This window comes from Rickettsia finnyi (assembly GCF_049668125.1).
GTDB classification, from domain to species: domain Bacteria; phylum Pseudomonadota; class Alphaproteobacteria; order Rickettsiales; family Rickettsiaceae; genus Rickettsia; species Rickettsia kotlanii.
Genome location: NZ_CP187160.1, coordinates 116866 through 143507, shown reverse-complemented (window position 1 = coordinate 143507; position 26642 = coordinate 116866). Strand labels below are relative to the sequence as shown.

The following is a 26642-nucleotide window of genomic DNA, read 5'->3' as shown; positions in this document are numbered from 1 at the left end:
ATGGCTCTTATGTCATTCCTGCGAAAGCAGGAATGACATATAATCTATACATTATAAAAATATCATCTATATTATTAATTATAATAGACATATTAAAAAAGTTGCGTTATAACACTTTTTATTTTATTAGGGTTTACATATGGCCAATATTTATCCAAAATTATTTCAAAAAGCAATACAACAAGGTCTTAAAGCCGCTTTATTCACCACCTCAACCGCAGCGATAATGCTGAGTAGTAGCGGGGCACTCGGTGTTGCTGCAGGTGTTATTACTACTAATAATGCAGCATTTAGTGATCTTGCTGATGCCAATCATTGGAATCAGATAACGGCTGGGGGGTTAGCTAATAATAATCCTGCTGGCGGTCCTCAAAACAATGGGGCATTTACTTACGGTGGTGATCATCTTGTCACTGCAGATGTAGCCGATCGTATTATTACGGCTATAAATGTTGCGGATACTACTCCTGTAGGTTTAAATATTGCTCAAAATACCGTTGTTGGTTCGATTATGACGGGAGGTAACTTGTTGCCTGTTACTATTATTGACGGCAAAAGCTTAACTTTAACCGGTACTAATGCTGTTGCTGCAAATCATGGTTTTAATGTTCCTGCCGATAATTATACAGGTTTAGGAAATATAACTTTAGGGGGAGCAAATGCTGCACTAATTATACAATCTGCAGCCCAGGCAAAGATAACACTTGCAGGAAATATAGATGGAGGAGGTATAATAACTGTCAATACAGATGCTGCCATTAACGGAACAATAGGTAATGTTAACCCAGCAGCTCAAATAAGCGTTGGGGCAAGCACCCTTTCTCTTGGGGAAGCGGTTATTAAGGCTGCTATGACTAAATTAGCAAATGCTGAGTCGGTATTAACCCTTACAAATGCAAATGCAGTATTAACAGGTGCGATTGATAACACCACAGGCGTTGATAATGTAGGTGTCTTAAATTTAAATGGTGCATTGAGTCAAGTAACTGGGAATATAGGTAATACAAATTCATTAGCCACGATAAATGTAGGAGCAGGTACAGCCAAGTTAGATGGGGCGGTTATTAAGGTTGCTACGACTAAATTAGCAAATGCTGAGTCGGTATTAACCCTTACAAATGCAAATGCAGTATTAACAGGTGCGATTGATAACACCACAGGCGTTGATAATGTAGGTGTCTTAAATTTAAATGGTGCATTGAGTCAAGTAACTGGGAATATAGGTAATACAAATTCATTAGCCACGATAAATGTAGGAGCAGGTACAGCCAAGTTAGATGGGGCGGTTATTAAGGCTGCTACGACTAAATTAGCAAATGCTGGGTCGGTATTAACCCTCACAAATGCAAATGCAGTATTAACAGGTGCGATTGATAACACCACAGACGTTGATAATGTAGGTGTCTTAAATTTAAATGGTGCATTGAGTCAAGTAACTGGGAATATAGGTAATACAAATTCATTAGCCACGATAAATGTAGGAGCAGGTACAGCCAAGTTAGATGGGGCGGTTATTAAGGCTGCTACGACTAAATTAGCAAATGCTGGGTCGGTATTAACCCTTACAAATGCAAATGCAGTATTAACAGGTGCGATTGATAACACCACAGACGTTGATAATGTAGGTGTCTTAAATTTAAATGGTGCATTGAGTCAAGTAACTGGGAATATAGGTAATACAAATTCATTAGCCACGATAAATGTAGGAGCAGGTACAGCCAAGTTAGATGGGGCGGTTATTAAGGTTGCTATGACTAAATTAGCAAATGCTGAGTCGGTATTAACCCTTACAAATGCAAATGCAGTATTAACAGGTGCGATTGATAACACCACAGGCGTTGATAATGTAGGTGTCTTAAATTTAAATGGTGCATTGAGTCAAGTAACTGGGAATATAGGTAATACAAATTCATTAGCCACGATAAATGTAGGAGCAGGTACAGCCAAGTTAGATGGGGCGGTTATTAAGGCTGCTACGACTAAATTAGCAAATGCTGAGTCGGTATTAACCCTCACAAATGCAAATGCAGTATTAACAGGTGCGATTGATAACACCACAGGCGTTGATAATGTAGGTGTCTTAAATTTAAATGGTGCATTGAGTCAAGTAACTGGGAATATAGGTAATACAAATTCATTAGCCACGATAAATGTAGGAGCAGGTACAGCCAAGTTAGATGGGGCGGTTATTAAGGCTGCTACGACTAAATTAGCAAATGCTGGGTCGGTATTAACCCTCACAAATGCAAATGCAGTATTAACAGGTGCGATTGATAACACCACAGGCGTTGATAATGTAGGTGTCTTAAATTTAAATGGTGCATTGAGTCAAGTAACTGGGAATATAGGTAATACAAATTCATTAGCCACGATAAATGTAGGAGCAGGTACAGCCAAGTTAGATGGGGCGGTTATTAAGGTTGCTACGACTAAATTAGCAAATGCTGAGTCGGTATTAACCCTTACAAATGCAAATGCAGTATTAACAGGTGCGATTGATAACACCACAGGCGTTGATAATGTAGGTGTCTTAAATTTAAATGGTGCATTGAGTCAAGTAACTGGGAATATAGGTAATACAAATTCATTAGCCACGATAAATGTAGGAGCAGGTACAGCCAAGTTAGATGGGGCGGTTATTAAGGCTGCTACGACTAAATTAACAAATGCTGAGTCAGTATTAACCCTTACAAATGCAAATGTAGTATTAACAGGTGCGATTGATAACACCACAGGCGTTGATAATGTAGGTGTCTTAAATTTAAATGGTGCATTGAGTCAAGTAACCGGGAATATAGGTAATACAAATTCATTAGCCACGATAAATGTAGGAGCAGGTTTGCTACAAATACAAGGCGAAGTGGTAAAAGCGAATGCAATAAACTTAACGGATAATGCGTCAGCAGTGACATTTACGAATCCTGTAGTGGTGACCGGAGCGATAGATAATACCGGTAATGCAAATAATGGTATAGCAAAGTTTGCCGGTAATAGTACAGTAACTGGCAATATAGGTAATACGGCAGCATTAGCAACAGTGAATGTAGGAGCAGGAATAACATTACAAGCTGGAGGAAGCCTAGCTGCGAATAATATAGATTTTGGAGTTGGGAGTACTTTAGAGTTTAACGGACCTCTTGATGGTGGTGGTAACACAATCCCTTATTATTTTAAAGGAGCTATAGAAAACGGCAATAACGCTATATTAAATGTTAATACAAAGTCACTTACGGCATATCATTCAACTATAGGAACAGTTGCAGAAATCAATATTGGAGCTGGTAATCTTTTTGCAATTGATGCAAGTACTGGTGATGTTACTATATTAAATGCTCAAAATATTAATTTTAGAGCTCTAGATTCTACTTTAACACTTTCTAACTTAACCGGAGTCGGAGTAAAAAATATATTATTAGCAGCTGATTTAGTAGCTCCCGGTGCTAATGAAGGTAATGTAGTCTTTGATGGTGGGGTTAATGGCCTGAATATCGGGAGTAATGTAGCAGGTACCGCTAGAAATATCGGTGATGGAGGCGGTAATAAATTTAACACTTTACTTATTTATAATACCGTTACAATAACCGACGATGTAAATTTAGCAGGTATACAGAACGTGCTTATTAACAAGCATGCAGATTTTACTAGTAGTACAGCATGTAATGCTGGTACTATACAAATAAACGATGCTACTTATACGATTGATGCAAATAATGGTAATTTAAATGTACCGGCAGGAAATATTCAATTTGTACATGCGAATGCTCAATTAATATTACAAAATAGTTCAGGAAATGACCGTACGATCACACTAGGTGCGAATATAGATCCTGAGAATGACGGTGAGGGTATAGTAACATTAAATTCTGTAACTGCAGGAAAAAAATTAACGATAGCCGGAGGCAAGACGTTTGGTGGAGCTCATAAGTTACAAGCTATAATTTTCAAAGGAGCGGGAGATTGCGGCACGGCAGGTACCACTTTTAATACAAAAAATATAGTGCTTGATATTACAGGTCAATTAGAACTTGGAGCTACTACAGCAAATGTAGTTTTACTTAATGATGCTGTTCAATTAACTCAAACCGGTAATATTGGTGGTTCCTTAGATTTTAATGCAAAAAACGGTACGGTAACATTAAATAACAATGTAAATGTTGCGGGAGCAGTCCAAAATACCGGCGGTACTAATAACGGTACGTTAATAGTTTTAGGTGCAAGTAATCTTAATAGCGTAAACGGGATTGCTATGTTAAAAGTAGGTGCAGGAAATGTAACTATTGCCAAAGGCGGTGACGTTAAAATCGGCAAAATCCAAGGTACAGGCACAAATACTTTAACATTACCTGCAAACTTTAACTTAACAGGCAGTATAAATAGAAACGGTGGTCAGGCTCTGAAGCTAAACTTCACGAATGGCGGTAGTGTTAGCGGTGTTGTAGGGACTGTAGCTAATTCGGTTGGTGATATCACAACAGCAGGTGCTACAAGTTTTGCAAGCAGTGTTAACGCAAAAGGTACAGCGACACTTGGCGGTACTACAAGTTTTGCCGATACATTCACTAATACAGGTGCGGTTACTTTAGCCAAAGGTTCTACCACTAATTTTGCTAAAAATGTAACGGCTACCAGCTTTGTAGCTAACAGTGCTACTATTAATTTCGGCAATAGCCTAGCCTTTAATAGTAATATAACAGGTAGCGGTACTACACTTACTTTAGGTGCAAATCAAGTAACATATACTGGCACCGGTAGCTTTACTGATACGCTAACCTTAAATACTACTTTTGACGGAGCAGCTAAGTTAGGTGGTAATATCTTAATTAAATCAGGTAGTACTCTTGATTTATCAGGGGTTTCAACTTTAGCACTTGTTGTTACTGCTACTAATTTCGACATTAATAATATAAGCCCAGATACAAAATATACGGTAATATCTGCAGAAACAGCAGGTGGTTTAAAGCCTACTCCTGAAGAGAATGTTAAAATAACTATTAATAATGACAGCCGTTTTGTTGATTTTACTTTTGATGCATCGACTTTAACGTTATTTGCAGAGGATATAGCTGCAGATATTATAGATGAAGATTTTGAACCGGGTGGACCGCTCGCAAATATCCCAAATGCTGCAAATATAAAGAAATCGCTTGAGTTAATGGAGAATGCTCCCAATGGTTCAGATGCACGTCAAGCTTTCAATAACTTTGGTCTAATGACGCCGCTACAGGAAGCAGATGCTACAACTCACCTCATGCAAGATGTTGTAAAACCTAGCGATACTATAGCTGCTGTTAATAATCAAGTTGTAGCGAGTAATATATCAGGTAATATAACTGCTCTAAATGCTAGAATGGATAAAGTACAAGCAGCGAATAAAGGTCCTGTTTCTTCCGGTGATGGAGATATGGATGCTAAGTTTGGTGCATGGATAAGTCCATTTGTCGGTAATGCAACGCAGAAGATGTGTAACAATATAAGTGGTTATAAGTCTGATACAACTGGTGGTACTATAGGTTTTGACGGCTTCGTTAGCGATGATCTAGCACTCGGACTTGCATATACAAGAGCCGATACTGACATTAAGCTAAAAAATAATAAAACGGGCGATAAGAATAAGGTAGAGAGCAACATCTATTCTTTATACGGTTTATATGATGTACCTTATGAAAATCTCTTCGTTGAAGCTATAGCATCTTACTCAGATAATAAGATAAGAAGCAAATCAAGACGTATTATTGCAACGGCACTAAAGACTGTCGGTGATCAAACTGCAAGCGGTAAATATAAATCCGAAAGCTATACAGGTCAGTTAATGGCTGGTTATACCTATATGATGTCTGAGAACATTAACTTAACACCGTTAGTTGGGCTTAGATATTCGACTATCAAAGATAAGGGTTATAAGGAAACCGGTACTACTTACCAAAATCTTACCGTTAAAGGCAAAAACTACAATACTTTTGACGGTTTACTCGGTGCTAAAGTATCAAGTAATATCAATGTCAATGAAATAGTGCTAACACCTGAGCTTTACGCAATGGTCGATTATGTATTCAAGAATAAAGTTCCGGCGATTGATGCAAGATTACAAGGTATGGCTGTTCCTCTCCCAACCAACAGCTTTAAGCAAAGCAAAACAAGTTTTGATGTCGGTGTCGGTGTTACTGCTAAGCATAAAATGATGGAATACGGGCTTAACTACGATACCAATATCGGAAGTAAGTATTTCGCTCAGCAGGGTAGTATAAAAGTTCGTGTTAATTTTTAATTAACCGTTCTATAATCATAAAAAGCCTATATAGTTTGACTATATAGGCTTTTTTGCTTTATAATGTAGTCTTGAGAAGCGTCATTGCGAGGAGCGAAGCGACGTGGCAATCTCTTCAAATATCCTGAGATTGCTTCGTCAATTACTTCGTAATTTCCTCGCAATGACGATAAAAACTTAAATAAAAAATTATGTTAGATAATATTAGAAAAACTGCCGATAGTTTTATAATGCGGATTTTATTCACAATGATAGCTTTTGCTTTTGTCGGCTTTGGTATTAAAGATGTATTAAACGGAAGAAGAAGCGGCGATATTGTTACTTTTTCTCATGTGAAACATATCTCCCAGGAAGATTTTTTAAGAGCAAAATCTTTAGAAATTAATGCTATAAGTAAGCAAACGGGGACAAGTTTAACGGATGAAGAAATAGCACAGTTAAATATTGATAACCGAATCCTAAAAAGGCTTGTTTACGATAATGTCTTAGATTATTTAGTGAGTTATTATGACTTAGATCTAAGTGATGATACAGTTAAAATTTTAGTTAAAGAATCACCGGTTTTTAAAAATGAGCAAGGTGTTTTCAATATAGAAATTTTTAAAACTTATTTTAGAAATTCTTATATGGATGAAGAAAAATATTTATTAAACTTCAAAGAAAAAACTCTGAAAAATATTTTTGTCGGTACTTTTGTAAAAAGTTTCTATGTTCCTAAAGCTATGACTGACAATATAGTAGATTATATGGCTGAAAAAAGAGAAGTAGAATTGATACAAATAGATTTACAAAATAAACCGAAAGATTTACAAATCTCTACTCCTACCGGTCAGCAATTAAAAGATTTTTACCAAGATAATAAAACCGTGTTTGAGGTACCTGAGAAACGCAGCTTTGCTTATATTAAAGCTAATATTAAGGATTTAAAAGTCTCAGTTACTCAAGATGAGTTGTTAGAATTTTATAATGAAAATAAAGATGAATTCGGTGATCAAAGTTTTGAAGCGGTACAAAAACAATTACATGATTTATTAAAGGCTCAAAAAATCGACATACTTAATATGGAGTTTGCTAAAAAGCTGGAAGATGAGACGGCAGCCGGTTCTAGTTTAGTTGAAATTGCCGAAAAATATAAGCTACCGATACAAAACGTTAACTATATCAGTTATGCAGAGCTTATTGAAGATAAAATAATTGCTGAAAATGCCGATAGTATTTTTGAGCTTTCGGAAGGTGAATTATCTTATCCTATAGAAACAGAGGATAAAAGCTATCTTATATTGGTAGAATTAAAGTCTATTCAGCCGGCAAAAATACCTGAATTTGATGCTATTAAAGAGCAGGTAAATAAAGCTTGGATAAAGCGGAATATTGCAGATGTAAACTTAAAGATTATCAAGGATTTAGCAAAGGAATATAATGCAGATCAAGAGAACATAAAAGAGCTTAAAGCTACCGGAATAAAAATAAGCCAAAAAAGCTATATTAGATCCGAAATGGAAAATGATCTGATGCTAACTCCTGAAATATTATTATCAATTTTTAATACTAAAATAGGAAGTAATACGCCTGTATTTCAAGTAGGCGATGAAGTATATTTTGCACATATTAAATCTAGAAGTATCGATGAATTAACAGCTAAAAATATTCGTGTCAATTCAGAAAAAAATATAATATATAATATTAAAAATTCTGTAATTGACGAGCTAATTAACTACATAATTATTCAGAATGATATGCAGGTAAAAGCTAATTTTAGTAAGTAGCGAAATCCATCAGGTCATACCGTATCGTCATTGCGAGGAAATTACGAAGTAATTGACGAAGCAATCTCAGGATATTTAATGAGATTGCCACGCAGCTTATGGCTGCTCGCAATGACGATAAAATAAGCCGCACATTATAAACAAAAAAATAACACTATGAGCTTTAAAGATTTACCGGAGTTTGTAAAATTTTTAGAAAAAAACGGTGAGTTAAAGCGTATTGCTCTTGAGGTTAAAACTGACTTAGAAATTACTGAAATTAGTAGAAGAGTATTAGTACAAGGCGGACCTGCATTACTTTTTGAAAATGTTATAAAAGCCGACGGCATTAAGTCCGACATACCTGTTCTAACTAATCTTTATGCTAGTATAAATCGTATTTGTATGGGTCTTAAACTTAAGTCCCCCAAAGAATTAAGAGAACTTGGCGTTTTACTAGCATTCCTTAAACAGCCGCAACCTCCCGCATCTTTTAAAGAAACATTGTCAATGTTACCGCTTGCTAAGTGTATATTTGCTATGTCTCCTAAAACCGTATCAAAAGCAGCTTGTCATGAAATCGTCATTGACAAACCGAATATCAATATATTGCCGATCCAAAGATGTTGGCCTGATGATATTTCGCCTTTAATTACTTGGGGTATAGTAGTTACTAAAGGTCCAACAAAAGATAAAATCGATAATTACAACCTTGGCATATATAGAATGCAGGTTATTTCAGAAAATAAGCTATTGATGCGTTGGTTAAAGTTACGGGGCGGAGCAGAGCATCATAAACGTTGGAAAGAAGCAAAAAAAGAACCTTTTCCTGCTGCTATCGTTATCGGGGCAAATCCAGCGGTAACTTTGGCAGCAGTTACACCGATACCTGAGAATATCTCGGAGTATAATTTTGCTGGTTTACTCGGTAATGAAAAAGTAGAGTTGGTACAATGCAAAACTATTGACTTCAAAGTACCTGCACATAGTGAAATAGTGCTGGAAGGTTATGTAAGTTTAGAGAAGTATTTGCCTGAAGGTCCTTTTGGGGATCATACCGGATATTATAATGATGTTGAGGAATTTCCTGTATTTACGGTTACCGCAATAACGATGAAGAAAAATCCAGTATATTTAAGCACCTATACAGGAAAACCGCCTGATGAGCCATCAATCTTAGGTGAAGCATTAAATGAAATTTTTATTCCTATATTGCAGCAACAATTCCCAGAAATAGTCGATTTTTGGCTTCCACCTGAAGGTTGTTCATATAGAGTTGCGGTAGTATCAATTAAAAAATCCTATCCTGGTCATGCTAAAAGAATAATGCTTGGGATTTGGTCTTACTTACGGCACTTTATGTATAGTAAGTTTATTATAGTTGTAGATGACGATATTGATGTTCGTAATTGGCAAGAAGTAATTTGGGCAATAGCAACAAGAAGCGATCCAAGGCGTGATACGAGCTTTCTAGATAATTCCCCGATAGATTATTTGGATTTTGCATCTCCTGAGTCAGGCCTTGGTAGTAAAATGGGAATAGATGCAACCGATAAAATATACCCTGAGACAAATAGAAAATGGGGTAAAAAAATAGAAATGAGTCAGGAAGTTATCGACAAGGTTAATAGTATGTGGAATAGTTTAAAGATATAAGGTATACTCGTTTAATTTGAAAAATTGGCGTCGTTGTTTCATATTTTTTGATCCTCACATACTAGTATATACGCTGCGGTCCAAAAATCGGTATTTTAGTACCTTGTGAGTATGTTAGAAATCTTGGTTTTGAGAAAATTGATTTTGTCAGATATTGCATGGGGAGGTACATTCCTTGCTATAATTATCGCCTACTTCAAAGCAAAAAATATGTTCATAGTGCTACTTTCTTTACTATTTTGCTTGATTATACTCATCCTGGCGAGCTTGGAATATTTTTTAATGAAGCTACGATTAACTACATTAAGGAAGATATAAAACTAAAAGGCTATTTTGATGGGTAATATTTATCAAATAGCTTTAGTTTACTAAGGGCTAATGATTTAATTTAGACATTTTTTGTCAATAATTACTTACTCGGTAAAAACCGATGCCTTTTGATTTGCTATATTGGAATGCGAATTCTACTAACTTGCTGGCAAAAATGTATTAGGAATATTTATAAAATACATATTGTAATAACTTGCTAAAAGAGTCTAATAATTTAGAGGTACTCGGAACAAAAATAGATCTTGGAAAAGTTGATTGTAACTCTTTTTTCGTAGCCGCAAAAGAAGATCATATAGCTCCATGGCGTTCAATATATGATGGAGTAAAATTATTAAACGGACATAAGATTTTTTGTCTCACGGATCGGATTCAGGGCATGTAGCAGGTATAGTTAACCCTCCTGCTAGTGCTAAATATAATTGGCTTAATGACTACTTACGTTTAAATAGTCATGAGTGGCTTATGAAAGCTACGGAATATAAAGGCTCATGGTAGAATTATTGGCTTAATTGGCTTATAAAAAATAATGATAATAAGCTAGTATATTCTTTAGATTATCAGAATTTAGAGGTTATTGAAGAAGCTCCAGGAAGTTACGTAAAGAAGTAGGTGTTGTTGGTGGCAATCTCATGAGATTGATCCGTCAATTACTTTGTAATTTTCCTCGCCATGACGGAAAAGCCGATCTATGCAACGCCTAAAATATAAATAAGTCATGAAGAGAAAAAATAATAAATTTATAGAAATATCTATTGCCTTTATCTTGGGAATTGCTTTAGGTATTTATGGACAGAATCTGGATTATTTTACTAATCTAATAAGTCAAAAATCATTAGCTTTATCTGCTCTGCAAATAAAGCATTACAATATTTCAGAGCTTTCAAGCAGTAAAGTTAGTACATGTTTTACTCCGCCTGCCGGTTGTACTAAGTTTATAGCCAATCAGATAGATAAAGCTGAAGAATCTATTTATATGCAGGCATACGGTATGAGCGATGCGTTAATTACTACTGCACTTATTAATGCACAAGCGCGAGGAGTAAAGGTTAGAATATTGCTTGATCGTAGTAATTTAAAGCAAAAATTTTCTAAATTACATGAATTACAACGAGCAAAAATTGATGTAGGTATAGATAAAGTACCGGGAATCGCTCATAATAAAGTTATAATTATTGATAAAAAGAAAGTAATAACCGGTTCGTTTAATTTCACGGCTGCTGCCGATAAACGTAATGCTGAAAATGTAATTATTATAGAAGATCAGGGGCTAGCAGAATCTTATTTACAAAATTGGTTAAACAGAAAGGCGAGCAACTGAGAGGAGATTTCCACTATGTCATTCCTGCGAAAGCAGGAATCCATTAGCTAAAAGATATAAATAGATTTTAAACATTTTTGATGACATTCACTAGCTTGTTTGAAATCTTTAGAAGTTGTTGCTTCTTTAGTAGTATTCAAAATAGTATTAACATTATTTTGTATAATTTTGGAATTTTTCTTAAGCAAAGATTGCATGCTTTCTGTAGCAATTTTAGTTATAAAAAAATATTCATAGTTCTTTGCAATAGAACTCATATAAAATGCTGGATGCATATAGGATTTCATTAAATCTAAAAATTGTGTATTATTTCACATTATTCATTCTCATAAAATAAATTAAATTTTTTACTTAAAAAATTTTTTGTGTTTTATAGGTTACGTATATGTAAACATAAACCCTCAATTCATGCTAACATTTATAAAATTATGAGTTGATTGTTAGCATTAAGAATAATATTAAAAATAGTTAAGTTTTTATAAATGTTAGATACATCAATTCAAGCATTAATAAATAAGTGGCAAAAATACCTCGTTTTGCAAAGAAATTACTCTAATCATACAGTAATTTCTTATAATAATGACCTTAAGCATTTCCTTGAGTTTATGAATTATTATAATTCAGAGCTTGTAACGATAAATCATATTAAAACCGCGGATATAAGATTCATCCGAAGTTGGCTTGCAAAACGTAACTGTGATAATTTTACCACTTCTTCAATTTCACGTGGTTTATCTGCAGTAAAAAATTTTTATAGGTTTTTAGAGAAAACAACACAATTAAATAGTCATATAATTTTTTCTATAAAATCTCCTCAAAAGACTAAATTGTTACCAAAAGCTTTATCGGAAGATGATGTAGTAATATCACTTGAACATATTGAAGAATACGGAAATGTTAAGTGGGTAGAACTTAGAAATAAAGCCCTACTTGTTCTTATATATGCTTCAGGTCTACGTATATCGGAAGCATTATCAATTACGAAACTTCATCTACAAAATCTAGAATTTATAAGAATAATAGGTAAAGGTAGTAAAGAAAGAATAATTCCGTGGTTACCAATTGCTAAAAATTTAATTACCCAATATTTAGAAATATTGCCATATAAGTTAGGTGATAATGAACCCATATTTAGAGGAAAGCAGGGTAAGAAATTGCAGCCACCGGTATTTAATCGTGAATTAATTAAATTAAAGCATTTTTATGGTTTACCACAGCATTTAACTGCTCATTCATTTAGACATAGTTTTGCTGCACATTTGCTTGAGCATGGTGCAGATTTACGCTCTATTCAAGAGCTATTAGGTCATAAAAGTCTCTCTACTACACAAAACTATACTAAAACAAGTATAAAGCATTTAGAAGCTGTATATACTACCGCATATCCAATTAAAAAATAAAATATATTATTAATATATTCATAATCTTCTTGCGTTAATTTTAAGTTATATACTATTTTATAAACCTTATAAACATAATATATTAAAGCTAATATTGAGATATTAATATGCTAGAAACGCCTAAATTACCTATGGGATATAAACCTTCTCAAGATGAAGAATATATGTGTCCTAATCACCTAGAATATTTTAGACAAAAACTTTTAAGATGGAAAGAGGATTTATTAAAGGAATCTCAAGAGACTTTAAATCATTTAAAGGAAGAAAATTTAAAAGAATCCAATCTTAGCGATTGTGCTACTCATGAAACAGAAAGAGCTTTTGAGCTTCGTAGTAGAAATAGATATTGTAAATTAATTAGTAAAATAGAAGAAGCATTATCACGTATTAAAAATGGGGAATACGGTTACTGTGAAGAAACAGGCGACCCAATAGGTATAAAAAGATTAGAAGCACGACCTATTGCTGCATTATGTATTGAAGCTCAAGAGCGTCATGAAAATTATGAGAGAAGTCATTTGGATGAGCCTGGGAATTAAGTAGCTAGGTAATTTATGTGCGTGGATCGCAGGAATCCAAAAACATTTAATGTCACCCTGTGGCTTGACCACGGGGTCTAGAAAAACAAATTATTATATTAATAATTTTAGTATTTTTAACTAGATTCCGCGATCAAGTCGCGGAATGACAATAATTCATTTTTGCAGGCATGACACTTGAACATCTAAAACCTAAAGAAGTTAGAGCATTTACTGTTTCAAATAAAGGTAATCCCATAACATTTGAATATGAGCCGGAAATAAATGAGATAAAAGCTTCTGCATAACCGGAAATTTTACATCCGCCGGCTTTATCTATTCCCTCATCCAAAGAACAATAAAAATTAATCTCTTCATCACTTAATTTTTTGAACTTAACAATAGTCTGAACTATTTTTTGTCTAACTGTAAGCTGATCATTCTCTTTTTTGATAATACATAAACCGGTATAGACACGATGACGACGCCCGGATAACATCTTAATACAATTCTTGACTTCTTCATAAGTATTAGCTTTCGGCAATATTCTTCTACCTACTGCCGCTACGGTATCGGCAGCTATAATTATAGCTGATTCCTCTATTTGAGATGCAATTTTTATAGCTTTTTCGTAAGCAAGTCTTATGGCTAAGGGAGCGGGTAATTCTCGCAAATTAGGTGTTTCGTCTATATCTGCCGGAATAATTTGTGAAGGGATAATTTTGATTCTGTTTAGTAACTCAATCCTTGCAGGAGAGCTTGATGCTAATATAATCGGTAGGTTTTTTCTGTTCTGCTTCATACTTATAAAGACTAGTGACGATGAATCACACGCCCCTTAGTTAAATCATAAGGAGTCATTTCTACCATAACTTTATCTCCTAGTAATATTCTGATACGATTTTTACGCATCCTACCGGAAGTATGAGCAATAATTACATGATCATTCTCAAGCTTTACTCTGAAAGTAGCATTAGGTAAAAGTTCAAGTACTGTACCTGTAAACTGAATGAGGTCGTCTTTTGACATTATAATTTATGTTTTTATGGTCGGGGCGGAGAGATTCGAACTCCCGACCCTCTGGTCCCAAACCAGATGCGCTACCAGGCTGCGCTACGCCCCGATAATTAATTATGTCTATACTATATACTCTATTATTCGTAGCAAATCAATTTGTTTATGTAAAAATTTATAGATTTTACCTAGAAAAAGTGGTTTTGTTAGGTTCTAAGTGTCATTGTGTCAGTCCTGCGGCTTTGTTGTATGGCCCTTATGTGCATACCCGTGGAAGCGGGAATCCAGTCTTTTTTGCTGTCATACTGTGACTTGACCCCGGTCTTGTATAACAGACTGTGTCCTGAGATCCCGCAATCAATTTGCAGCATGACATTAAAGATTACTGGATTTCTGCTTTCGCAGGAATGACATAAGAGGTACAAAAATTAATAAAGTTTTGCAGTTTTTACTAAGAAGCTAAAATAGATAGGTTTTACCCTTGTATTTCTTAAGTTTTATATACGATTTGCCGAATTAATTTATTTTAAACAAAAATTAGGAGGAGATGCGAATATATTAAATTTTGTTGGTAATAGTACGGTTATCGGTAATGTAGGAGCTACAAATCCGTTTAATATATTAAATGTTCAAGGCAATAATGCTGGTACAATAAACCTTGCTACGGGCGGTAATTTAGCGGCAGTAACAAGTAGCAGAGGTGTTAACGGCATTGTTAATGTTTTAGGAGTAGGTATGCTTGGACCTGTAACAGGTATTGCGGCTTTGAATCTTAACGGAGCAGGGGATGTTGTGATAGTCGGAGCATCTAGTACAAATACTCTTACCATAAATAATGCAGGTGTGGTAGCTATAGTTGTGGGGGGTTTTACCAGTAATGCTGCGGTCGGAGCAGGCCAACTTACAACAAATACTACGGGTAATATTATTGGCGGAACAGGAACATATACAGGAAATATTACCGGTAATGCAACTTTTGGTGGGGCCAGAACTATTAATATAACAGTTATTACAGGACAGACTGATTTTAAAGGGTCTGCAGGTACGGTTAACGTTAATGATGTCAGTACTTTAGCAGCAGTGACAAGTAGTGCAGCAACTAACAGTAAGTTAGTATTTTTAGGAGGCGGTAGCGTTACCGGAGTCATAAATAATATTGGAGCAATTACTGTTAATGCAGCAGGTAATAAAACGGTTATCTTTCAAAAAAGTGTATCCGCTACTTCTTTAACACTTGGTAACAATGCTGTGGCGAATTTACAAGACTCGCTTACAACAAGCGGTAACGTGGATTTTACCAATGGCGGTATTTTAGAGTTTTCGGGAGCAAATCCTGCAGGTTATTTACTTAACAGCAAAATCAAAAACGGGAACACAGGAACATTAAACGTTTATACTACCGGCACTACTTTAACGGCTACTGATTCAAGTATAGGTACGGTAAACACAATTAATATCGGGCAGGGAAATGCAGCCGCAGCATTTACGATAGATGTATCTAACAAGGCTTTAACGCTAGGAAGTGGTATTAATTTGAATAATACTAAATCCGTATTTGGTTTAACTACTAGCAACCATCAACAAGTTACCTTTATGAATAGTGTCGATGGTTTTGCCGGTTGAGGTGGTAGCGTCAATTTAAGTAGTACTTCTAGTATTATACCTAATAACAATGTGTTAACTTTGCAGGGTAATTTTGGTAATGAAACTCCTGGTACAAAGGCAAATCCCCTTGCTGTTATAAATGTTAGTGGTAATGTCGGCGTTGTTGGTACTAATGCTATGTTAGGTACAAATGGACTTGATATGAGTAATACTGCAGTGCTTACTATTGCTGCTGGCGGGGTGTTTTTGCCGATGCATCACTTACCTCGGCTAAGATTGCCCAAATTAATATTGGTGAGGTTAATGCTGGACCAGCCGTTTATGCCCTTGAGGCATTAAACGGTGATTTTCCATTAGATGCATCAGGTGTTACATTCGTGAATCCCGCATCTGTTTTAAAGTTAATGACTACCGTAGCTAGCGGTAAGAACAGTACTATAGAGTTAACAGGTAATGTAGAGTCAGTTGTTTCAAATATCGGTGTAGTTGAGATAAATGCAAGAAATGCTAATACCAAGTTAACAATAGATGGTATGGCTAATAAGTATGCTATCGGAACAAAAGCAAATCTGGTGAGTAAAGTACAACTTACAGGGCACGGAACACTGGTAATAACTGCTCTTAATACCCCAAATATCGACGTATCCGTTGTAAAAGTTGCTATATGATAGTTGGATCAAATGTTTTTTTCTCCACTCCTTCCGGTCCTATTAATAGCGAGTTTGGGGCTGTAAAGATTGATAGTAATATGAATTTCCAAAATAATGCCGGTACCGCACTATTTGCTAGTGATATAGCAAATAATATAACATTAGCTATTACCGGTAATATAACAAGTACCGGAGGTACTAACGGTACTATAGGTACAGTTGACGGTAATGGAAATTCAACGAATACAATTATGAACCTTGCAATGTTAAAAGCGGGTGCTGACAACAGCACTGTTACGATTAACGCCGGCGGTAATATGTCAATTGCTGAAATCCAAGGAACCGGCACGGGTCATATAGTGTTTGCTCAAGCAACTAATTTAACCGGTGATATTAACATCACAGGCGGTAAAGCTGTGGATTTAATGTTTACCGGTTCAAGCAGCGTTACGTTAGTGGAGCTATAGGTAAGCAGTACTTCAAAAGTGGGTGATATAACTATTAGCGGTGATGTATTAAATTGTACCGGAGGTATTAATGCAGGATATGTAATATTAATAAATGGTGGCGACATAAAATTTAAGGGAACAACGAATAGTTTAGATATTTCTGAAGGATCAAGCTTTTCTCCTTTTGCTTTAGCTATAAATCCTGAGGATAGCGTGGTAATTTTTGATGAATCTACTGCTATTACTTATTCCAGTAGTATAGGTACTAAAGGAATGGTCGATATAGTTCAAATAGACGGGGGTGATGTTACAATTCGAGGTACCGTGAAAACAGGCTCGATTTCATTTACTACTGCTCAGTCTGCAACTTTAGGCCTTAATAATACAAGTATAATAAATGAATCAATTACGACCACAGGTAATAAAATCCATACTCTTGCAATATCAAATGATTTAACAACTGGAGCTAGCGATAGTGGTTCGGTACCAAGTAATAATCAAGGTACGGCAATATTTAACGCTAATAATGGTTTTGCCGATGATTTAGGCGGTGAGAATTTAAACCTTAAACTAGTTTAGTAGTAATAAAGACACGGTAAAAGGGGATACCTATGCTAAAGATATTACTATTGATGCCGATAAATCAGCGGTATTTACCGGTTATAACAGTAGAAGTTTAGACATTCCGTCAGCCACGGTCGGCGGTGTTAAAGTGCCAAGAGCAACAACAAAATTTCATTACAAAACAAAAATCGTTTCAGAGAACTTCAAAGGGAGCAGCAGCAACTCTTCAGCAGAATACACTAATGCTGTACTTGTACAAGCACCGATTAACGGCGGTAGTCATAAATTCGATGATGATGTATGGTTACAAAAAGTGGTAACATGCACTAATGCTATTACTTTTGCACCGAAGAAAACCGCTTTTATTGCATTGGATTTAGGAGCAAATACTATAAGCAACAATGATGTTTACCTGTGATAATACTAGCGTAAATGTCGGGGACAATATCTCAGGAAGTAATATACCTTTCGATCTTGGTAATAATAAAGTTACTTATACAGGCTCTGCTACTCCTACCGGTGAGTTTATTATAAATGTCTTCTATGATACTATAAATGCAGGGCAAACAGGCAACGCTAATAGTAGTAATATAGTACTCGCAAGCGGTAGTACCTTTGATTTATCAAATGTTTCTTCAATTAAAGTATTTTTAACTGCACAAAATAATCCGTTTGCTATTGTATTGGGCAGGGTAGTGCTTATCCTATCATCACCACGGCAGGAGGTAATATCATAGTCGGTAATGCTGCAAGCTTACCGTTTAATGTAACCGCTAATGAAGGTGGTTTTATCAGATGGCAAATTACAGGTAATTCCTTTGTACTTTTACCGATAGAACCAACAGGAGATGTAACAATAGATAATATCATCAAAATTTTAATAAATACTCTTGTCGGTAATGTTATAGTAAATACCCTTGTAGGGCAAAGACGAGAAGTAGTTGAACATCTCTTACCTATAATTCAAAGACCTTCAAATGAGATATAGAATAACTACTCCGCTTATAACCCCAATGGGGTCGTTCCGTCGGTCCGAGTGTTGGAGGTTTTAGCTCTCTACAGTCGCCACCAACTAGCGGTAGTGTAGTTAACAATATATATGTTCCGCCTACCACTCCGGGTGGCTACGACGTAACACCTAGCAATCCGGCAGGATATAATACTCCGACTACTCCGGCTCAGGCCACAGACGGATTTGGTCCTAACGGACCTGGTACAGGAGGAACTACAGGAGGTAATATTGGTACAGGCGGCGGTAGCCCCTCAGTTGGTACCGGTGGTTTTGGTCCTAACGGTCCTGCTAATGTCGAAGGCAATCCTTCCGGTCCGAATGCTTCCTTCGGTCGTAACGACTCCAACCTCAAACGTAGGCGCTAACCAGTTATCAACTGGAGGAAGCGATAGCTTTGGAGGTACTACGGGTTATAACAGTCCGTCAACAGGTGGCTCAAGCTACAATAGTCCAGTTCCTGGTTCGGATGTATACAGTCCATCAACGGCTTCTAGTGGTTAGAGTGGTGCCGGTGGCCCAAGTTATAATAGTCCTGCTGCAACCGGTATGCTAATAGCGGTAACTCTTCAGCACAAGGGAGCAGTTCTAGTTTGGGAGGTATAACTAAAGGCGGTGTAACCAACAGCAGAAGTAGTCCATACGGTAATAGTGGTAATCCTAAAGCAACAGGTGTGTCTCCCACTAATAATAGTAACGGCATGGGTAAGTAGTTCCGGTAGCGATATGTCTGCTATAGGTAGTAGCCGAGATAATTCTGCAGGTACAAGTAGTGGTGGAAGCTCAGGTAGCGGAATAAGTCATGCTAAAGCGAACGACGGCTTTAATGCTGCACAAGATAATACTAGTATCGGTAATCAAAAAGTAAGAGAGAGTTAAGGCTCTTGAAGATGAAAATAACAACGCTACAAATCCTGCAGCAGAAGATGCCACATCACGTAAGAGAGGTGTAGCTGTCGGAGGCGGTGATTGTGAACTTGATGAAAGTAAAGCTAATAATTCCATTTACAGGGTATGGGCTAGCCTATATTACGGGCAGTACAAAAAGCCTTTAACGGACTGAGCGGTTATAAAGCTAAATCTACTGGTGGCTCAATCGGGGTTGATACCATTATAAACGATAATATAGTTCTGGGTGCTGCTTATACTAGAGTCGATACGAAGTTACGTTACCAAAATGCTAAAGCCAGCAATGTTACTAAGGTCAGAACTAATATGGGCTCTATATACGGTTTATATAACTTTATAAATAACCTATTTATAGAAGGCGTAACCTTCTTATAGCGGTCAAATAGTTGGGGGTTATAATTATCTATGGAAAGAAACTTCATTTGCTATGATTTAGGGGCAGGTGCAGTAATTAAGAAGGGTAGAATGGAGTACGGAGTGCATTACAGTCTGAACTTAGCTAAAAAATACCATGCTTAGTCCGGTACGCTAAGACTTAAAGTAAACTTCTAAAAACCGAATAGTGGATTACTATATAATCAGCTGTTTGCATAAAATTAAATAATAAGTTGAATTTGTATAAGGATTATTATATTAGTATTTGTAATTATTTTTCGGGAACTGCGATAGTTTTTATGGTAATTGCATGTAGTTTTTTATTTAATATTTCAGACATGAGGGCGTTTTTTACTAATTTATGTTGATTAATTAAAGAAAGTCCATTAAATTGAACGTCTGATATTTCTAAGGCATAATGGTCTTGATCTCCTACTAAATCAGTAATTTTTATTGTACTGTTTGGAAATGATTCTTTAAGTATTTTTTCTAACTCTTCTACAGATATTGCCATTATTTTATCAATATTAATTTAAGTATTAATTAAAGTTTTTTTGCTTAAAGTAAAGCTTTATATGAATTTTTATTATAGAATTTTAAACATTCATTGATAAAATCGACTCTTATGCATATAATCATTAATATTATTATGTCATTTATTAATTATTATGAAAAAAGAAACTGAAGAATTAAAATTATTTATCTTAGAATGTTTAAGTGAGAAAAAAGCAGAAGATATTGAGGTAATTGATTTAACAGGAAAACATAAATTAGCCGATTATATTATATTTGCTAGCGGTCGTTCGACTAAAAATGTTGGAGCAATTGCTGAATATGTAGCTTTAGAATTAAAAAATAATGCTGGTATAAATAGTAATATTGAGGGGCTTGGTAAATCAGAATGGGTACTAATAGATGCAGGTACTATTTTAATTAATATTTTTTATCCTGAAGTACGGGAGCATTTTAAGTTAGAAGAAATTTGGAAAAGATGAACGATCATATTCTTATTAATGTTATAATTTTACTCGGTACTGCGGTTTTTATCGTGGCTATACTTAAACGTCTTAGATTAAGTCCGGTACTTGGTTACTTAATTGCCGGAGCTGCAATAGGTGATCACGGTTTAAAAATCGTAACATATGACCAAACTAAGTTACTAGGTGAACTTGGTGTAGTATTTCTATTATTTGCGATAGGACTTGAGTTATCCTTCGAGCGATTAAAAGCTATGAGACGATATGTATTTGGTCTCGGTAGTTTGCAAGTTTTAACAACCGCTATAGTAATTGCCGGTGCAATGGTGCTTATAGACGGCAATAGTAGTGCGGCTATTATTACCGGCGGTGGTCTGGCCCTTTCATCTACGGCACTTGTTATGCAGGTTATTGAGGAAAATCGTAGTCAATCAACGCAAATAGGGAGAGTTTCTTTAGCTATTCTGTTACTACAAGATTTAGCCGTAGTGCCATTGCTTGTGATAGTTCCGTTACTTGCCGGTAACAATAAAGCCTCGCTTGCAGCGGCTCTTGGTATTGCACTCTTAAAAGCCGTAACGGCCTTACTTACGATATTTATTGTCGGTCGTGTTTTTCTTCGTCCTGTATTTTCATTCATTTCATCAGAAAGTAATAATGCAAGCGAATTACCTATTTCGATGACTTTATTAATAGTACTTTCTGCTGCTTGGGCTACCGAAACATTTGGTTTATCTTTAGCTCTAGGAGCATTTGTTGCCGGAGTATTAGTTGCGGAAACTGAATTTAGATTGCAGGCAGAGGAAAGTATTTATCCTTTCAAAAGTTTATTTTTAGGATTGTTTTTCATGACCGTGGGTATGAATATCGATGCCCTAGAAATGTATGAAAAAATATCTCATATTCTTACTTTATCTATTGCTTTAATAGGTATAAAAACCTTAATCATAACGGCTTTTTGTATTTTATTCGGTTTTAATAAAGGAGTTGCTTTTTATTCAGGCTTATTATTATCGCAAGGCGGAGAGTTTGGTTTTATATTATTCAGTTTAGGTAAAGATAGTGGAGTATTAGAAGAAAGTACTGCCGATATATTATTACTCGTAGTTACTTTTACTATGGCACTTACTCCATTACTTGCAGCTTTAGGGCAAAAGATTGCTGAGAAAGTGGATAAAGGACTTGGTAAAACTCCGACTCAAATGATTGAGCTTGGTGCAAGAGATTTAACAAACCATATTATTATTGCCGGACTCGGTAATACCGGTAAAATGGTAGCAAGAGTTTTGGAAGCAGAAGGTATAAGTTACGTAATACTTGATTTAGATGATGATAGAGTAAAAGAAGAGCTATCAAACGGTTTGCCGGTTTTTAAAGGTGATGTATCGCAAGCCGATACTCTAAAGGCATTAGGTACGGAAAGAGCATTCGCTATAATACTTACTATGAATAATCAAGTAACTATCAAGAAATCGCTTAAAACAATTAGTGGTAATTATCAGGATATACCGGTTGTCGTTAAGTTAAAAAATTTAAAAAATGCTAGAGAGTTTTATGATTTAGGTGCCACAACTATTATTCCGGAAAGTTATGAGGCTGGATTACAAATAGGTGGAACAGTCCTAAAAAATATAGGTATTAGCGAGCAGGAAATTAATAGAATAAAAGTACAATTTAGGCTTGGTAATTATATAATAGCAAAAAAAGAGGATGCTTTATCTGAAGCGGAAGATAATGATTAAAATTCTTATTACTTTAATTATTGTAATATTATCAACAACAATTAATGCCGATAATAAAACATTGCCTATTCCGAGATTTGTTTCAATAAAATCTAATGAAGTAAATGCAAGGAGCGGACCAACTACTAAATCTGCCGTAGAATGGGTGTTTGTTAAAAAAGGCGAACCGGTAGAAATAACTGCAGAGTACAAGCAATGGCGACAAGTACGTGACATTAACGGCGAAGGCGGTTGGATACATTCAAGCGTTTTATCAGGTAAAAGATCAGTAGTTATTACTTCTGATAAGGAAATAGAACTTACTAAATCCGTAGATCCTAAAAGTCGAGTTATAGCAAAATTAATGCCAAAAGTTCGTTGTAGTTTAAAAAAATGTAAAGAACAATTCTGCCAAATTACATGTAAGGATTACACAGGTTGGATTTCCAAGAAAGTAATTTGGGGAGTGTATGATGATAATGATAGGTATTAAATAGGCTTCTTGCATAACCTCCTTCTAAAGGTAATTTGTACGTCAATCCGGTATTCGCATCCTCATGTACTTTTATGTACGCTGCAGTACTGTGTCCCGTGTTTCCTTCAAGTTCCTCTTTATAAGATAGGTTATGCAAGAAGCCTAGTACTGATAATAAATTGTAAAAGTAATTTACTGCTTGAAGTTAATTTGCTATGTATAAAAACTTACCAAAGATATTTAGACGGTACAAATGATGTCGCATTTAAAAAATTATTTAGCGATAAAGTAAAATTAATAAATTTATTGAACTCTCTTCTTAGGTTATCGAAAGGAGATAGAATCATAGATTTAAGCTATATAACTACTGAACAGTTACCTTTATTTCTTGAAGGGCAAAGAAGTTTGTTCGATCTAAAAGTTAAAAATGAAACCGGTAGATGGTATATAATCGAGATGCAGCGTAAAATGGAGAAAGATTATCTTAATAGAACGCAGCTTTACAGTTGTTATACCTACGTTAGTCAAATTAAGAAGGATATGTAACATAAGGATTTATTGCCGGTAGTAATAATTTCTATCATAGGAGCAAAAGCTTTGCCTGATGAATTGCCGTATATTAGTTATCATCATATAAAAGAAAGCAATCCCCATAAACAATATTTGTTTTCATTAACTTATGTATTTATTGAACTAGGGAAGTTTAAAAAAAATGATCTTAAAGATGATGATACCGATGAATGGTTGCATTTATTAAAATATGCTTCGCAAGAACAAGAACCGCCAAAAGAGATTAAAGATGAAATTGTGTTATCGGCATATGCAAGTTTAGAGCAATATAAATGGACAGAATAGGAGCATGATATTTTAGAGCTGAAATGGCTATACAACAAGAAATAGACAAGTTTAAAGAAAAGTTTAATGCCGGGATGGAGAAGGGCATAGAGAAAGAGAAAATTGAAACTGGAAATGCTAATAGAGAACGAACCTATAGAGAAAATAGCACGATATACTAAGCTTACAATAGAAGAAATAAAAAAGCTAAAAGCAGCAAAATATAAAGTATAGATATGTAAATGAAAACCACCTTACCCGAACGTTCTCTTAAAATTAGAGCAAGGCTTAATTTTATAGTGCAGCAGATTTTAGATATTGTACAGGAAAAATCGCTATGATTATCTTGTACGGCTCTTTTGCTAGAGGCGATTGGGTACGTGATCTACCTCACGGCTATCACATAGCGATACTGATATTTTGATAATTCTAAAAAAAGGTCAATATAAAGGATACACTGCTTTAAGATTAAAAGATAATATATATAAGATTAGAAAACACAGGAATAATAAACCCTAAGCAAATTATTCCTTATGATTCAAGAATATCGATAATTCTAGAGTCAATAGAGGAAATAAGTAGGTAGTTAGAAAAAGGACGTTATTTTTATACCGATATAAAAAAAGAAGGTATTCTTTTATATGATAGCGGTGAATTTATACTTAGCGAGGCTAAAGATTATTATGCATATTGGTTTGGTAGAGGTAAAGGTTTTTAAAGGGGCAACTACTTATTTAAACGATTTGGAGTATGCTTTATCAGCCTTTGCCATTCATCAAGCTACGGAAAGTCTTTACAGTTCTATTTTATTAGTGTTCTCAAACTACAAACCTGAATTACATAATTTACAAGAACTAGGTAGCATGGCAGAAAATTATGACAATGAATTATGGAGTGTATTTCTTCAATTAACCGAAGAACAAAAAAAGTGTTTTGAGCTTCTTGAAAAAGCTTATGTTGATGCAAGATATGATAAAAACTATAAAATTACTAAAGAACAGCTGCTTTTGTCTTATTGAAAGAATAGAAAAATTAAAAGAAATCACCGCAAGAATTAATCAGTAAGGATTGAGTGTCATTCCTAACTCAGCATTACCTGCGTGGATACCGAGTCGTCATTGCGAGCGAGACTGCAAGGAGCATGGTAATCTAGCAAAAATAATAAAAATATTAGCATTTTTAACTGGATTGCTTCATCAAAACTTGCAGTTTTTCCTCGCAATGACGGGGGCTTTTAAAGATATCTATAGTTATTGAGCAATGCCCATCAAGGTTTGAGTTTAAAGATTGATATAAATATAGTATAATATAAAACTTTTTATAGTATATTCGATGAACTGCAAAAATTGGCTGAGTCGTTTTACAAGAGCTTCAGTTCTCGCGTATTACGTTATACGCAGCTCATCTTGCCTTGTGAACTCCTCGCTCTTTTTGAAGTTGATCTTCGTATACTAGGGCCTTTAGTTTAAAGATATATATAAAAAATTATGAGTAAGAAGCTTTATATTAAGACCTACGGATGTCAGATGAATGTTTATGACTCCGTTAAGATGCAGGATTTGCTTTATCCCTTTGGCTATGAACCTACTGAAAATATTGAAGAAGCAGATGTTATTATTCTAAATACTTGTCATATCAGAGAGAAAGCAGCCGAGAAAACTTATTCTGAACTCGGTCGTATTAAGAAACTACAAGATACCAGAACAAAACAAGGTTTAAGTTCTGCAATAATAGTTGTAGCCGGTTGTGTTGCACAGGCGGAAGGGGAGGAGATTTTTACAAGAACTCCTTATGTTGATATTGTTGTCGGTCCGCAATCTTATTATAACCTACCGGAATTAATCTCAAAAGTCGTTAGACACGAAAAGCACTTAATCGATCTTGATTTTGTTGAAGAAGCAAAATTTGATCAGCTACCTGAGCAATTATATCCGCAAGGAACAAGTGCCTTTATATCGGTACAGGAAGGGTGCGATAAATTTTGTACTTTCTGCGTAGTACCTTATACTAGAGGTGCTGAATTTTCAAGAAATGTAGAGCAGGTTTACAGAGAAGCACTAAAAGTAGTTAGTGGCGGTGCTAAAGAAATTATGTTACTTGGACAAAATGTCAATGCATATCATGGTAAAGGTTCTGCAGATAAAATATTTAGTCTAGCCGATTTACTCAAACATCTAGCACAAATTCCCAATTTAGAGAGATTACGTTATACCACCTCACACCCGATAGATATGAATGATGATCTAATAAAACTGCACGGCACCGAACCTAAATTAATGCCGTTTCTACATCTACCAGTGCAGTCAGGTTCAAATAAAATATTAAAAGCCATGAACCGCAAACATGATAGGGAATATTATTTTGATATAATTAATCGCTTAAGAGAAGCAAGGCCCGATATAGTTTTATCCTCTGATTTTATTGTCGGGTTTCCCGGTGAAACAGATGAAGATTTTGAGGATACGTTAGATTTGGTCCGCAGAGTAAAATACGGTCAGTGTTATTCGTTTAAATATAGCCCACGTCCCGGCACACCTGGTGCAACTAGAACTGACCAAATACCTGAACATATAAAATCAGAGAGATTAACTATATTACAACAAGAACTCATGGCTCAGCAACTAGCTTTTAATGCAAGTTGTGTTGGTAGTACTATGGAAGTTCTATTTGATCGCAATGGTAAATTCGACGACCAGATAATAGGTAAAACTCCATACATGCAGTCCGTATATATTCAAAACCCTAATAAATCTTTACTTGGTAAAATCATTGATGTAAAAGTTACTAAGGCTTCACTTAATAGTTTAGCCGGCGAAATATTATAAGTC

28 protein-coding genes, 1 tRNA gene and 2 pseudogenes are annotated in these 26642 nt (G+C 35.3%); 24 read left to right on the top strand and 7 right to left on the bottom strand.

Features of this window, described 5'->3' with window-relative positions:
- Positions 1-139: 139 nt before the first annotated feature.
- The 7 genes from ACPKKV_RS00780 to pld all read left to right on the top strand — a co-directional run bounded on the left by ACPKKV_RS00780 (position 140) and on the right by pld (position 11314).
- Positions 140-6265, top strand: coding sequence for an autotransporter outer membrane beta-barrel domain-containing protein (locus ACPKKV_RS00780; protein WP_392505705.1), 6126 nt, complete (start codon positions 140-142; stop codon positions 6263-6265).
- Positions 6266-6456: 191 nt separating this feature from the next.
- Positions 6457-8031 carry a SurA N-terminal domain-containing protein gene (locus ACPKKV_RS00775; protein ID WP_392505704.1) on the top strand — a complete coding sequence of 525 codons (1575 nt, stop codon included), beginning with the start codon at positions 6457-6459 and terminating at the stop codon, positions 8029-8031.
- 156 nt (positions 8032-8187) lie between these two features.
- Entirely contained in the window at positions 8188-9666 is a 1479-nt protein-coding gene (locus ACPKKV_RS00770; protein ID WP_392505703.1) for a UbiD family decarboxylase, read from the top strand.
- Between the two features lie 158 nt (positions 9667-9824).
- A complete protein-coding gene (locus ACPKKV_RS00765) occupies positions 9825-10010 on the top strand; it encodes a hypothetical protein (RefSeq protein ID WP_392505702.1) in 186 nt (61 codons plus the stop codon).
- A gap of 179 nt (positions 10011-10189) precedes the next feature.
- Positions 10190-10378: a hypothetical protein gene (locus tag ACPKKV_RS00760; protein WP_424492221.1), complete on the top strand. Its 189-nt coding sequence runs from the start codon at positions 10190-10192 to the stop codon at positions 10376-10378.
- Positions 10348-10491 carry a hypothetical protein gene (locus tag ACPKKV_RS00755; protein WP_392506952.1) on the top strand — a complete coding sequence of 48 codons (144 nt, stop codon included), beginning with the start codon at positions 10348-10350 and terminating at the stop codon, positions 10489-10491. Before ACPKKV_RS00760 ends, ACPKKV_RS00755 begins: the two co-directional genes overlap by 31 nt.
- A 220-nt stretch (positions 10492-10711) precedes the next feature.
- On the top strand, positions 10712-11314 hold the full coding sequence (gene pld / locus ACPKKV_RS00750; RefSeq protein ID WP_392505701.1) for a phospholipase D: 603 nt from the start codon (positions 10712-10714) through the stop codon (positions 11312-11314).
- A gap of 56 nt (positions 11315-11370) precedes the next feature.
- Here pld and ACPKKV_RS00745 read toward each other — a convergent pair.
- A pseudogene (locus tag ACPKKV_RS00745) lies at positions 11371-11589 on the bottom strand (phasin family protein); the annotation flags it as partial.
- Positions 11590-11796: 207 nt separating this feature from the next.
- Here ACPKKV_RS00745 and ACPKKV_RS00740 point away from each other — a divergent pair.
- Positions 11797-12714 carry a tyrosine recombinase XerC gene (locus tag ACPKKV_RS00740; protein WP_392505699.1) on the top strand — a complete coding sequence of 306 codons (918 nt, stop codon included), beginning with the start codon at positions 11797-11799 and terminating at the stop codon, positions 12712-12714.
- A gap of 107 nt (positions 12715-12821) precedes the next feature.
- Positions 12822-13253: an RNA polymerase-binding protein DksA gene (dksA, locus tag ACPKKV_RS00735; protein WP_392505698.1), complete on the top strand. Its 432-nt coding sequence runs from the start codon at positions 12822-12824 to the stop codon at positions 13251-13253.
- Positions 13254-13386: 133 nt separating this feature from the next.
- Here the strand turns inward: dksA and ACPKKV_RS00730 are convergent, their stop codons facing one another.
- The 3 genes from ACPKKV_RS00730 to ACPKKV_RS00720 form a co-directional block, all read right to left on the bottom strand.
- Positions 13387-14034, bottom strand: coding sequence for a Maf family protein (locus ACPKKV_RS00730; RefSeq protein ID WP_392505697.1), 648 nt, complete (start codon positions 14032-14034; stop codon positions 13387-13389).
- Between the two features lie 11 nt (positions 14035-14045).
- Complete coding sequence (infA, locus tag ACPKKV_RS00725; protein ID WP_010977828.1) at positions 14046-14261, bottom strand: translation initiation factor IF-1; 216 nt, start codon at positions 14259-14261, stop codon at positions 14046-14048.
- 17 nt (positions 14262-14278) lie between these two features.
- Positions 14279-14355, bottom strand: a tRNA-Pro gene (locus tag ACPKKV_RS00720).
- Positions 14356-14981: 626 nt separating this feature from the next.
- Here ACPKKV_RS00720 and ACPKKV_RS00715 point away from each other — a divergent pair.
- From ACPKKV_RS00715 to ACPKKV_RS00685, 7 genes are all read left to right on the top strand, one after another.
- Positions 14982-15869 (top strand): hypothetical protein, encoded by an 888-nt coding sequence (locus ACPKKV_RS00715; protein WP_392505696.1) that lies wholly within the window; start codon positions 14982-14984, stop codon positions 15867-15869.
- A gap of 51 nt (positions 15870-15920) precedes the next feature.
- Positions 15921-16190, top strand: a complete 270-nt coding sequence (locus ACPKKV_RS00710) for a hypothetical protein (protein ID WP_392505695.1) — start codon at positions 15921-15923, stop codon at positions 16188-16190.
- Positions 16191-16255: 65 nt separating this feature from the next.
- Positions 16256-16519, top strand: coding sequence for a hypothetical protein (locus tag ACPKKV_RS00705; RefSeq protein ID WP_392505694.1), 264 nt, complete (start codon positions 16256-16258; stop codon positions 16517-16519).
- A complete protein-coding gene (locus ACPKKV_RS00700; RefSeq protein WP_392505693.1) occupies positions 16516-16968 on the top strand; it encodes a hypothetical protein in 453 nt (150 codons plus the stop codon). Before ACPKKV_RS00705 ends, ACPKKV_RS00700 begins: the two co-directional genes overlap by 4 nt.
- A gap of 195 nt (positions 16969-17163) precedes the next feature.
- A complete protein-coding gene (locus ACPKKV_RS00695; protein WP_392506903.1) occupies positions 17164-17529 on the top strand; it encodes a hypothetical protein in 366 nt (121 codons plus the stop codon).
- A 133-nt stretch (positions 17530-17662) separates the two neighbouring features.
- A complete protein-coding gene (locus ACPKKV_RS00690) occupies positions 17663-17932 on the top strand; it encodes a hypothetical protein (RefSeq protein WP_392505692.1) in 270 nt (89 codons plus the stop codon).
- Positions 17916-18251 carry a hypothetical protein gene (locus ACPKKV_RS00685; protein WP_392505691.1) on the top strand — a complete coding sequence of 112 codons (336 nt, stop codon included), beginning with the start codon at positions 17916-17918 and terminating at the stop codon, positions 18249-18251. Before ACPKKV_RS00690 ends, ACPKKV_RS00685 begins: the two co-directional genes overlap by 17 nt.
- Here the strand turns inward: ACPKKV_RS00685 and ACPKKV_RS00680 are convergent.
- Positions 18214-18384, bottom strand: a complete 171-nt coding sequence (locus tag ACPKKV_RS00680) for a hypothetical protein (protein WP_392505690.1) — start codon at positions 18382-18384, stop codon at positions 18214-18216. The genes ACPKKV_RS00685 and ACPKKV_RS00680 overlap by 38 nt on opposite strands.
- Positions 18385-18692: 308 nt before the next feature.
- Positions 18693-18830, bottom strand: coding sequence for a hypothetical protein (locus tag ACPKKV_RS00675; protein ID WP_392506951.1), 138 nt, complete (start codon positions 18828-18830; stop codon positions 18693-18695).
- 419 nt (positions 18831-19249) lie between these two features.
- Between ACPKKV_RS00675 and ACPKKV_RS00670 the strand changes: the two genes are divergently transcribed.
- Both ACPKKV_RS00670 and ACPKKV_RS00665 read left to right on the top strand, forming a co-directional pair.
- Positions 19250-19402 (top strand): hypothetical protein, encoded by a 153-nt coding sequence (locus tag ACPKKV_RS00670; protein WP_392505688.1) that lies wholly within the window; start codon positions 19250-19252, stop codon positions 19400-19402.
- 147 nt (positions 19403-19549) lie between these two features.
- Entirely contained in the window at positions 19550-19807 is a 258-nt protein-coding gene (locus ACPKKV_RS00665; RefSeq protein WP_392506902.1) for an autotransporter domain-containing protein, read from the top strand.
- A gap of 271 nt (positions 19808-20078) precedes the next feature.
- Here ACPKKV_RS00665 and ACPKKV_RS00660 read toward each other — a convergent pair whose 3' ends face one another.
- The gene (locus ACPKKV_RS00660) at positions 20079-20321 is read right to left on the bottom strand and encodes a BolA/IbaG family iron-sulfur metabolism protein (RefSeq protein ID WP_392505687.1); all 243 of its coding nucleotides are present in this window, start codon (positions 20319-20321) and stop codon (positions 20079-20081) included.
- A 154-nt stretch (positions 20322-20475) separates the two neighbouring features.
- Here ACPKKV_RS00660 and rsfS point away from each other — a divergent pair, with 154 nt between their 5' ends.
- The 6 genes and pseudogenes from rsfS to miaB all read left to right on the top strand — a co-directional run bounded on the left by rsfS (position 20476) and on the right by miaB (position 26639).
- On the top strand, positions 20476-20802 hold the full coding sequence (rsfS, locus tag ACPKKV_RS00655; RefSeq protein ID WP_004997291.1) for a ribosome silencing factor: 327 nt from the start codon (positions 20476-20478) through the stop codon (positions 20800-20802).
- Entirely contained in the window at positions 20799-22526 is a 1728-nt protein-coding gene (locus ACPKKV_RS00650) for a monovalent cation:proton antiporter-2 (CPA2) family protein (protein ID WP_392505685.1), read from the top strand. Before rsfS ends, ACPKKV_RS00650 begins: the two co-directional genes overlap by 4 nt.
- The gene (locus ACPKKV_RS00645; RefSeq protein WP_392505684.1) at positions 22519-22998 is read left to right on the top strand and encodes an SH3 domain-containing protein; all 480 of its coding nucleotides are present in this window, start codon (positions 22519-22521) and stop codon (positions 22996-22998) included. Before ACPKKV_RS00650 ends, ACPKKV_RS00645 begins: the two co-directional genes overlap by 8 nt.
- 9 nt (positions 22999-23007) lie before the next feature.
- Positions 23008-23835, top strand: a pseudogene (locus ACPKKV_RS00640) (Rpn family recombination-promoting nuclease/putative transposase).
- A 620-nt stretch (positions 23836-24455) separates the two neighbouring features.
- Positions 24456-24833, top strand: coding sequence for a HEPN domain-containing protein (locus ACPKKV_RS00635; RefSeq protein WP_392505682.1), 378 nt, complete (start codon positions 24456-24458; stop codon positions 24831-24833).
- Between the two features lie 468 nt (positions 24834-25301).
- A complete protein-coding gene (gene miaB / locus ACPKKV_RS00630; protein ID WP_392505680.1) occupies positions 25302-26639 on the top strand; it encodes a tRNA (N6-isopentenyl adenosine(37)-C2)-methylthiotransferase MiaB in 1338 nt (445 codons plus the stop codon).
- Positions 26640-26642: the final 3 nt, after the last annotated feature.

Excerpts from the sequence above, each read along its gene's own strand:
- rsfS (WP_004997291.1), top strand. The coding sequence starts at position 20,476 with ATGAAAAAAGAAACTGAAGAATTAAAATTATTTATCTTAGAATGTTTA.
- ACPKKV_RS00740 (WP_392505699.1), top strand. The coding sequence starts at position 11,797 with ATGTTAGATACATCAATTCAAGCATTAATAAATAAGTGGCAAAAATAC.
- ACPKKV_RS00670 (WP_392505688.1), top strand. The coding sequence starts at position 19,250 with ATGTCTGCTATAGGTAGTAGCCGAGATAATTCTGCAGGTACAAGTAGT.
- infA (WP_010977828.1), bottom strand. The coding sequence starts at position 14,261 with ATGTCAAAAGACGACCTCATTCAGTTTACAGGTACAGTACTTGAACTT.
- ACPKKV_RS00680 (WP_392505690.1), bottom strand. The coding sequence starts at position 18,384 with ATGATATTATCTATTGTTACATCTCCTGTTGGTTCTATCGGTAAAAGT.
- miaB (WP_392505680.1), top strand. The coding sequence starts at position 25,302 with ATGAGTAAGAAGCTTTATATTAAGACCTACGGATGTCAGATGAATGTT.
- ACPKKV_RS00775 (WP_392505704.1), top strand. The coding sequence starts at position 6,457 with ATGTTAGATAATATTAGAAAAACTGCCGATAGTTTTATAATGCGGATT.
- ACPKKV_RS00685 (WP_392505691.1), top strand. The coding sequence starts at position 17,916 with ATGATGTTTACCTGTGATAATACTAGCGTAAATGTCGGGGACAATATC.
- ACPKKV_RS00650 (WP_392505685.1), top strand. The coding sequence starts at position 20,799 with ATGAACGATCATATTCTTATTAATGTTATAATTTTACTCGGTACTGCG.
- ACPKKV_RS00730 (WP_392505697.1), bottom strand. The coding sequence starts at position 14,034 with ATGAAGCAGAACAGAAAAAACCTACCGATTATATTAGCATCAAGCTCT.
- ACPKKV_RS00765 (WP_392505702.1), top strand. The coding sequence starts at position 9,825 with ATGGGGAGGTACATTCCTTGCTATAATTATCGCCTACTTCAAAGCAAA.
- ACPKKV_RS00780 (WP_392505705.1), top strand. The coding sequence starts at position 140 with ATGGCCAATATTTATCCAAAATTATTTCAAAAAGCAATACAACAAGGT.
- pld (WP_392505701.1), top strand. The coding sequence starts at position 10,712 with ATGAAGAGAAAAAATAATAAATTTATAGAAATATCTATTGCCTTTATC.
- ACPKKV_RS00705 (WP_392505694.1), top strand. The coding sequence starts at position 16,256 with ATGACTACCGTAGCTAGCGGTAAGAACAGTACTATAGAGTTAACAGGT.
- dksA (WP_392505698.1), top strand. The coding sequence starts at position 12,822 with ATGCTAGAAACGCCTAAATTACCTATGGGATATAAACCTTCTCAAGAT.
- ACPKKV_RS00635 (WP_392505682.1), top strand. The coding sequence starts at position 24,456 with ATGATAGCGGTGAATTTATACTTAGCGAGGCTAAAGATTATTATGCAT.
- ACPKKV_RS00715 (WP_392505696.1), top strand. The coding sequence starts at position 14,982 with ATGCTTGGACCTGTAACAGGTATTGCGGCTTTGAATCTTAACGGAGCA.
- ACPKKV_RS00645 (WP_392505684.1), top strand. The coding sequence starts at position 22,519 with ATGATTAAAATTCTTATTACTTTAATTATTGTAATATTATCAACAACA.
- ACPKKV_RS00700 (WP_392505693.1), top strand. The coding sequence starts at position 16,516 with ATGATAGTTGGATCAAATGTTTTTTTCTCCACTCCTTCCGGTCCTATT.
- ACPKKV_RS00770 (WP_392505703.1), top strand. The coding sequence starts at position 8,188 with ATGAGCTTTAAAGATTTACCGGAGTTTGTAAAATTTTTAGAAAAAAAC.
- ACPKKV_RS00660 (WP_392505687.1), bottom strand. The coding sequence starts at position 20,321 with ATGGCAATATCTGTAGAAGAGTTAGAAAAAATACTTAAAGAATCATTT.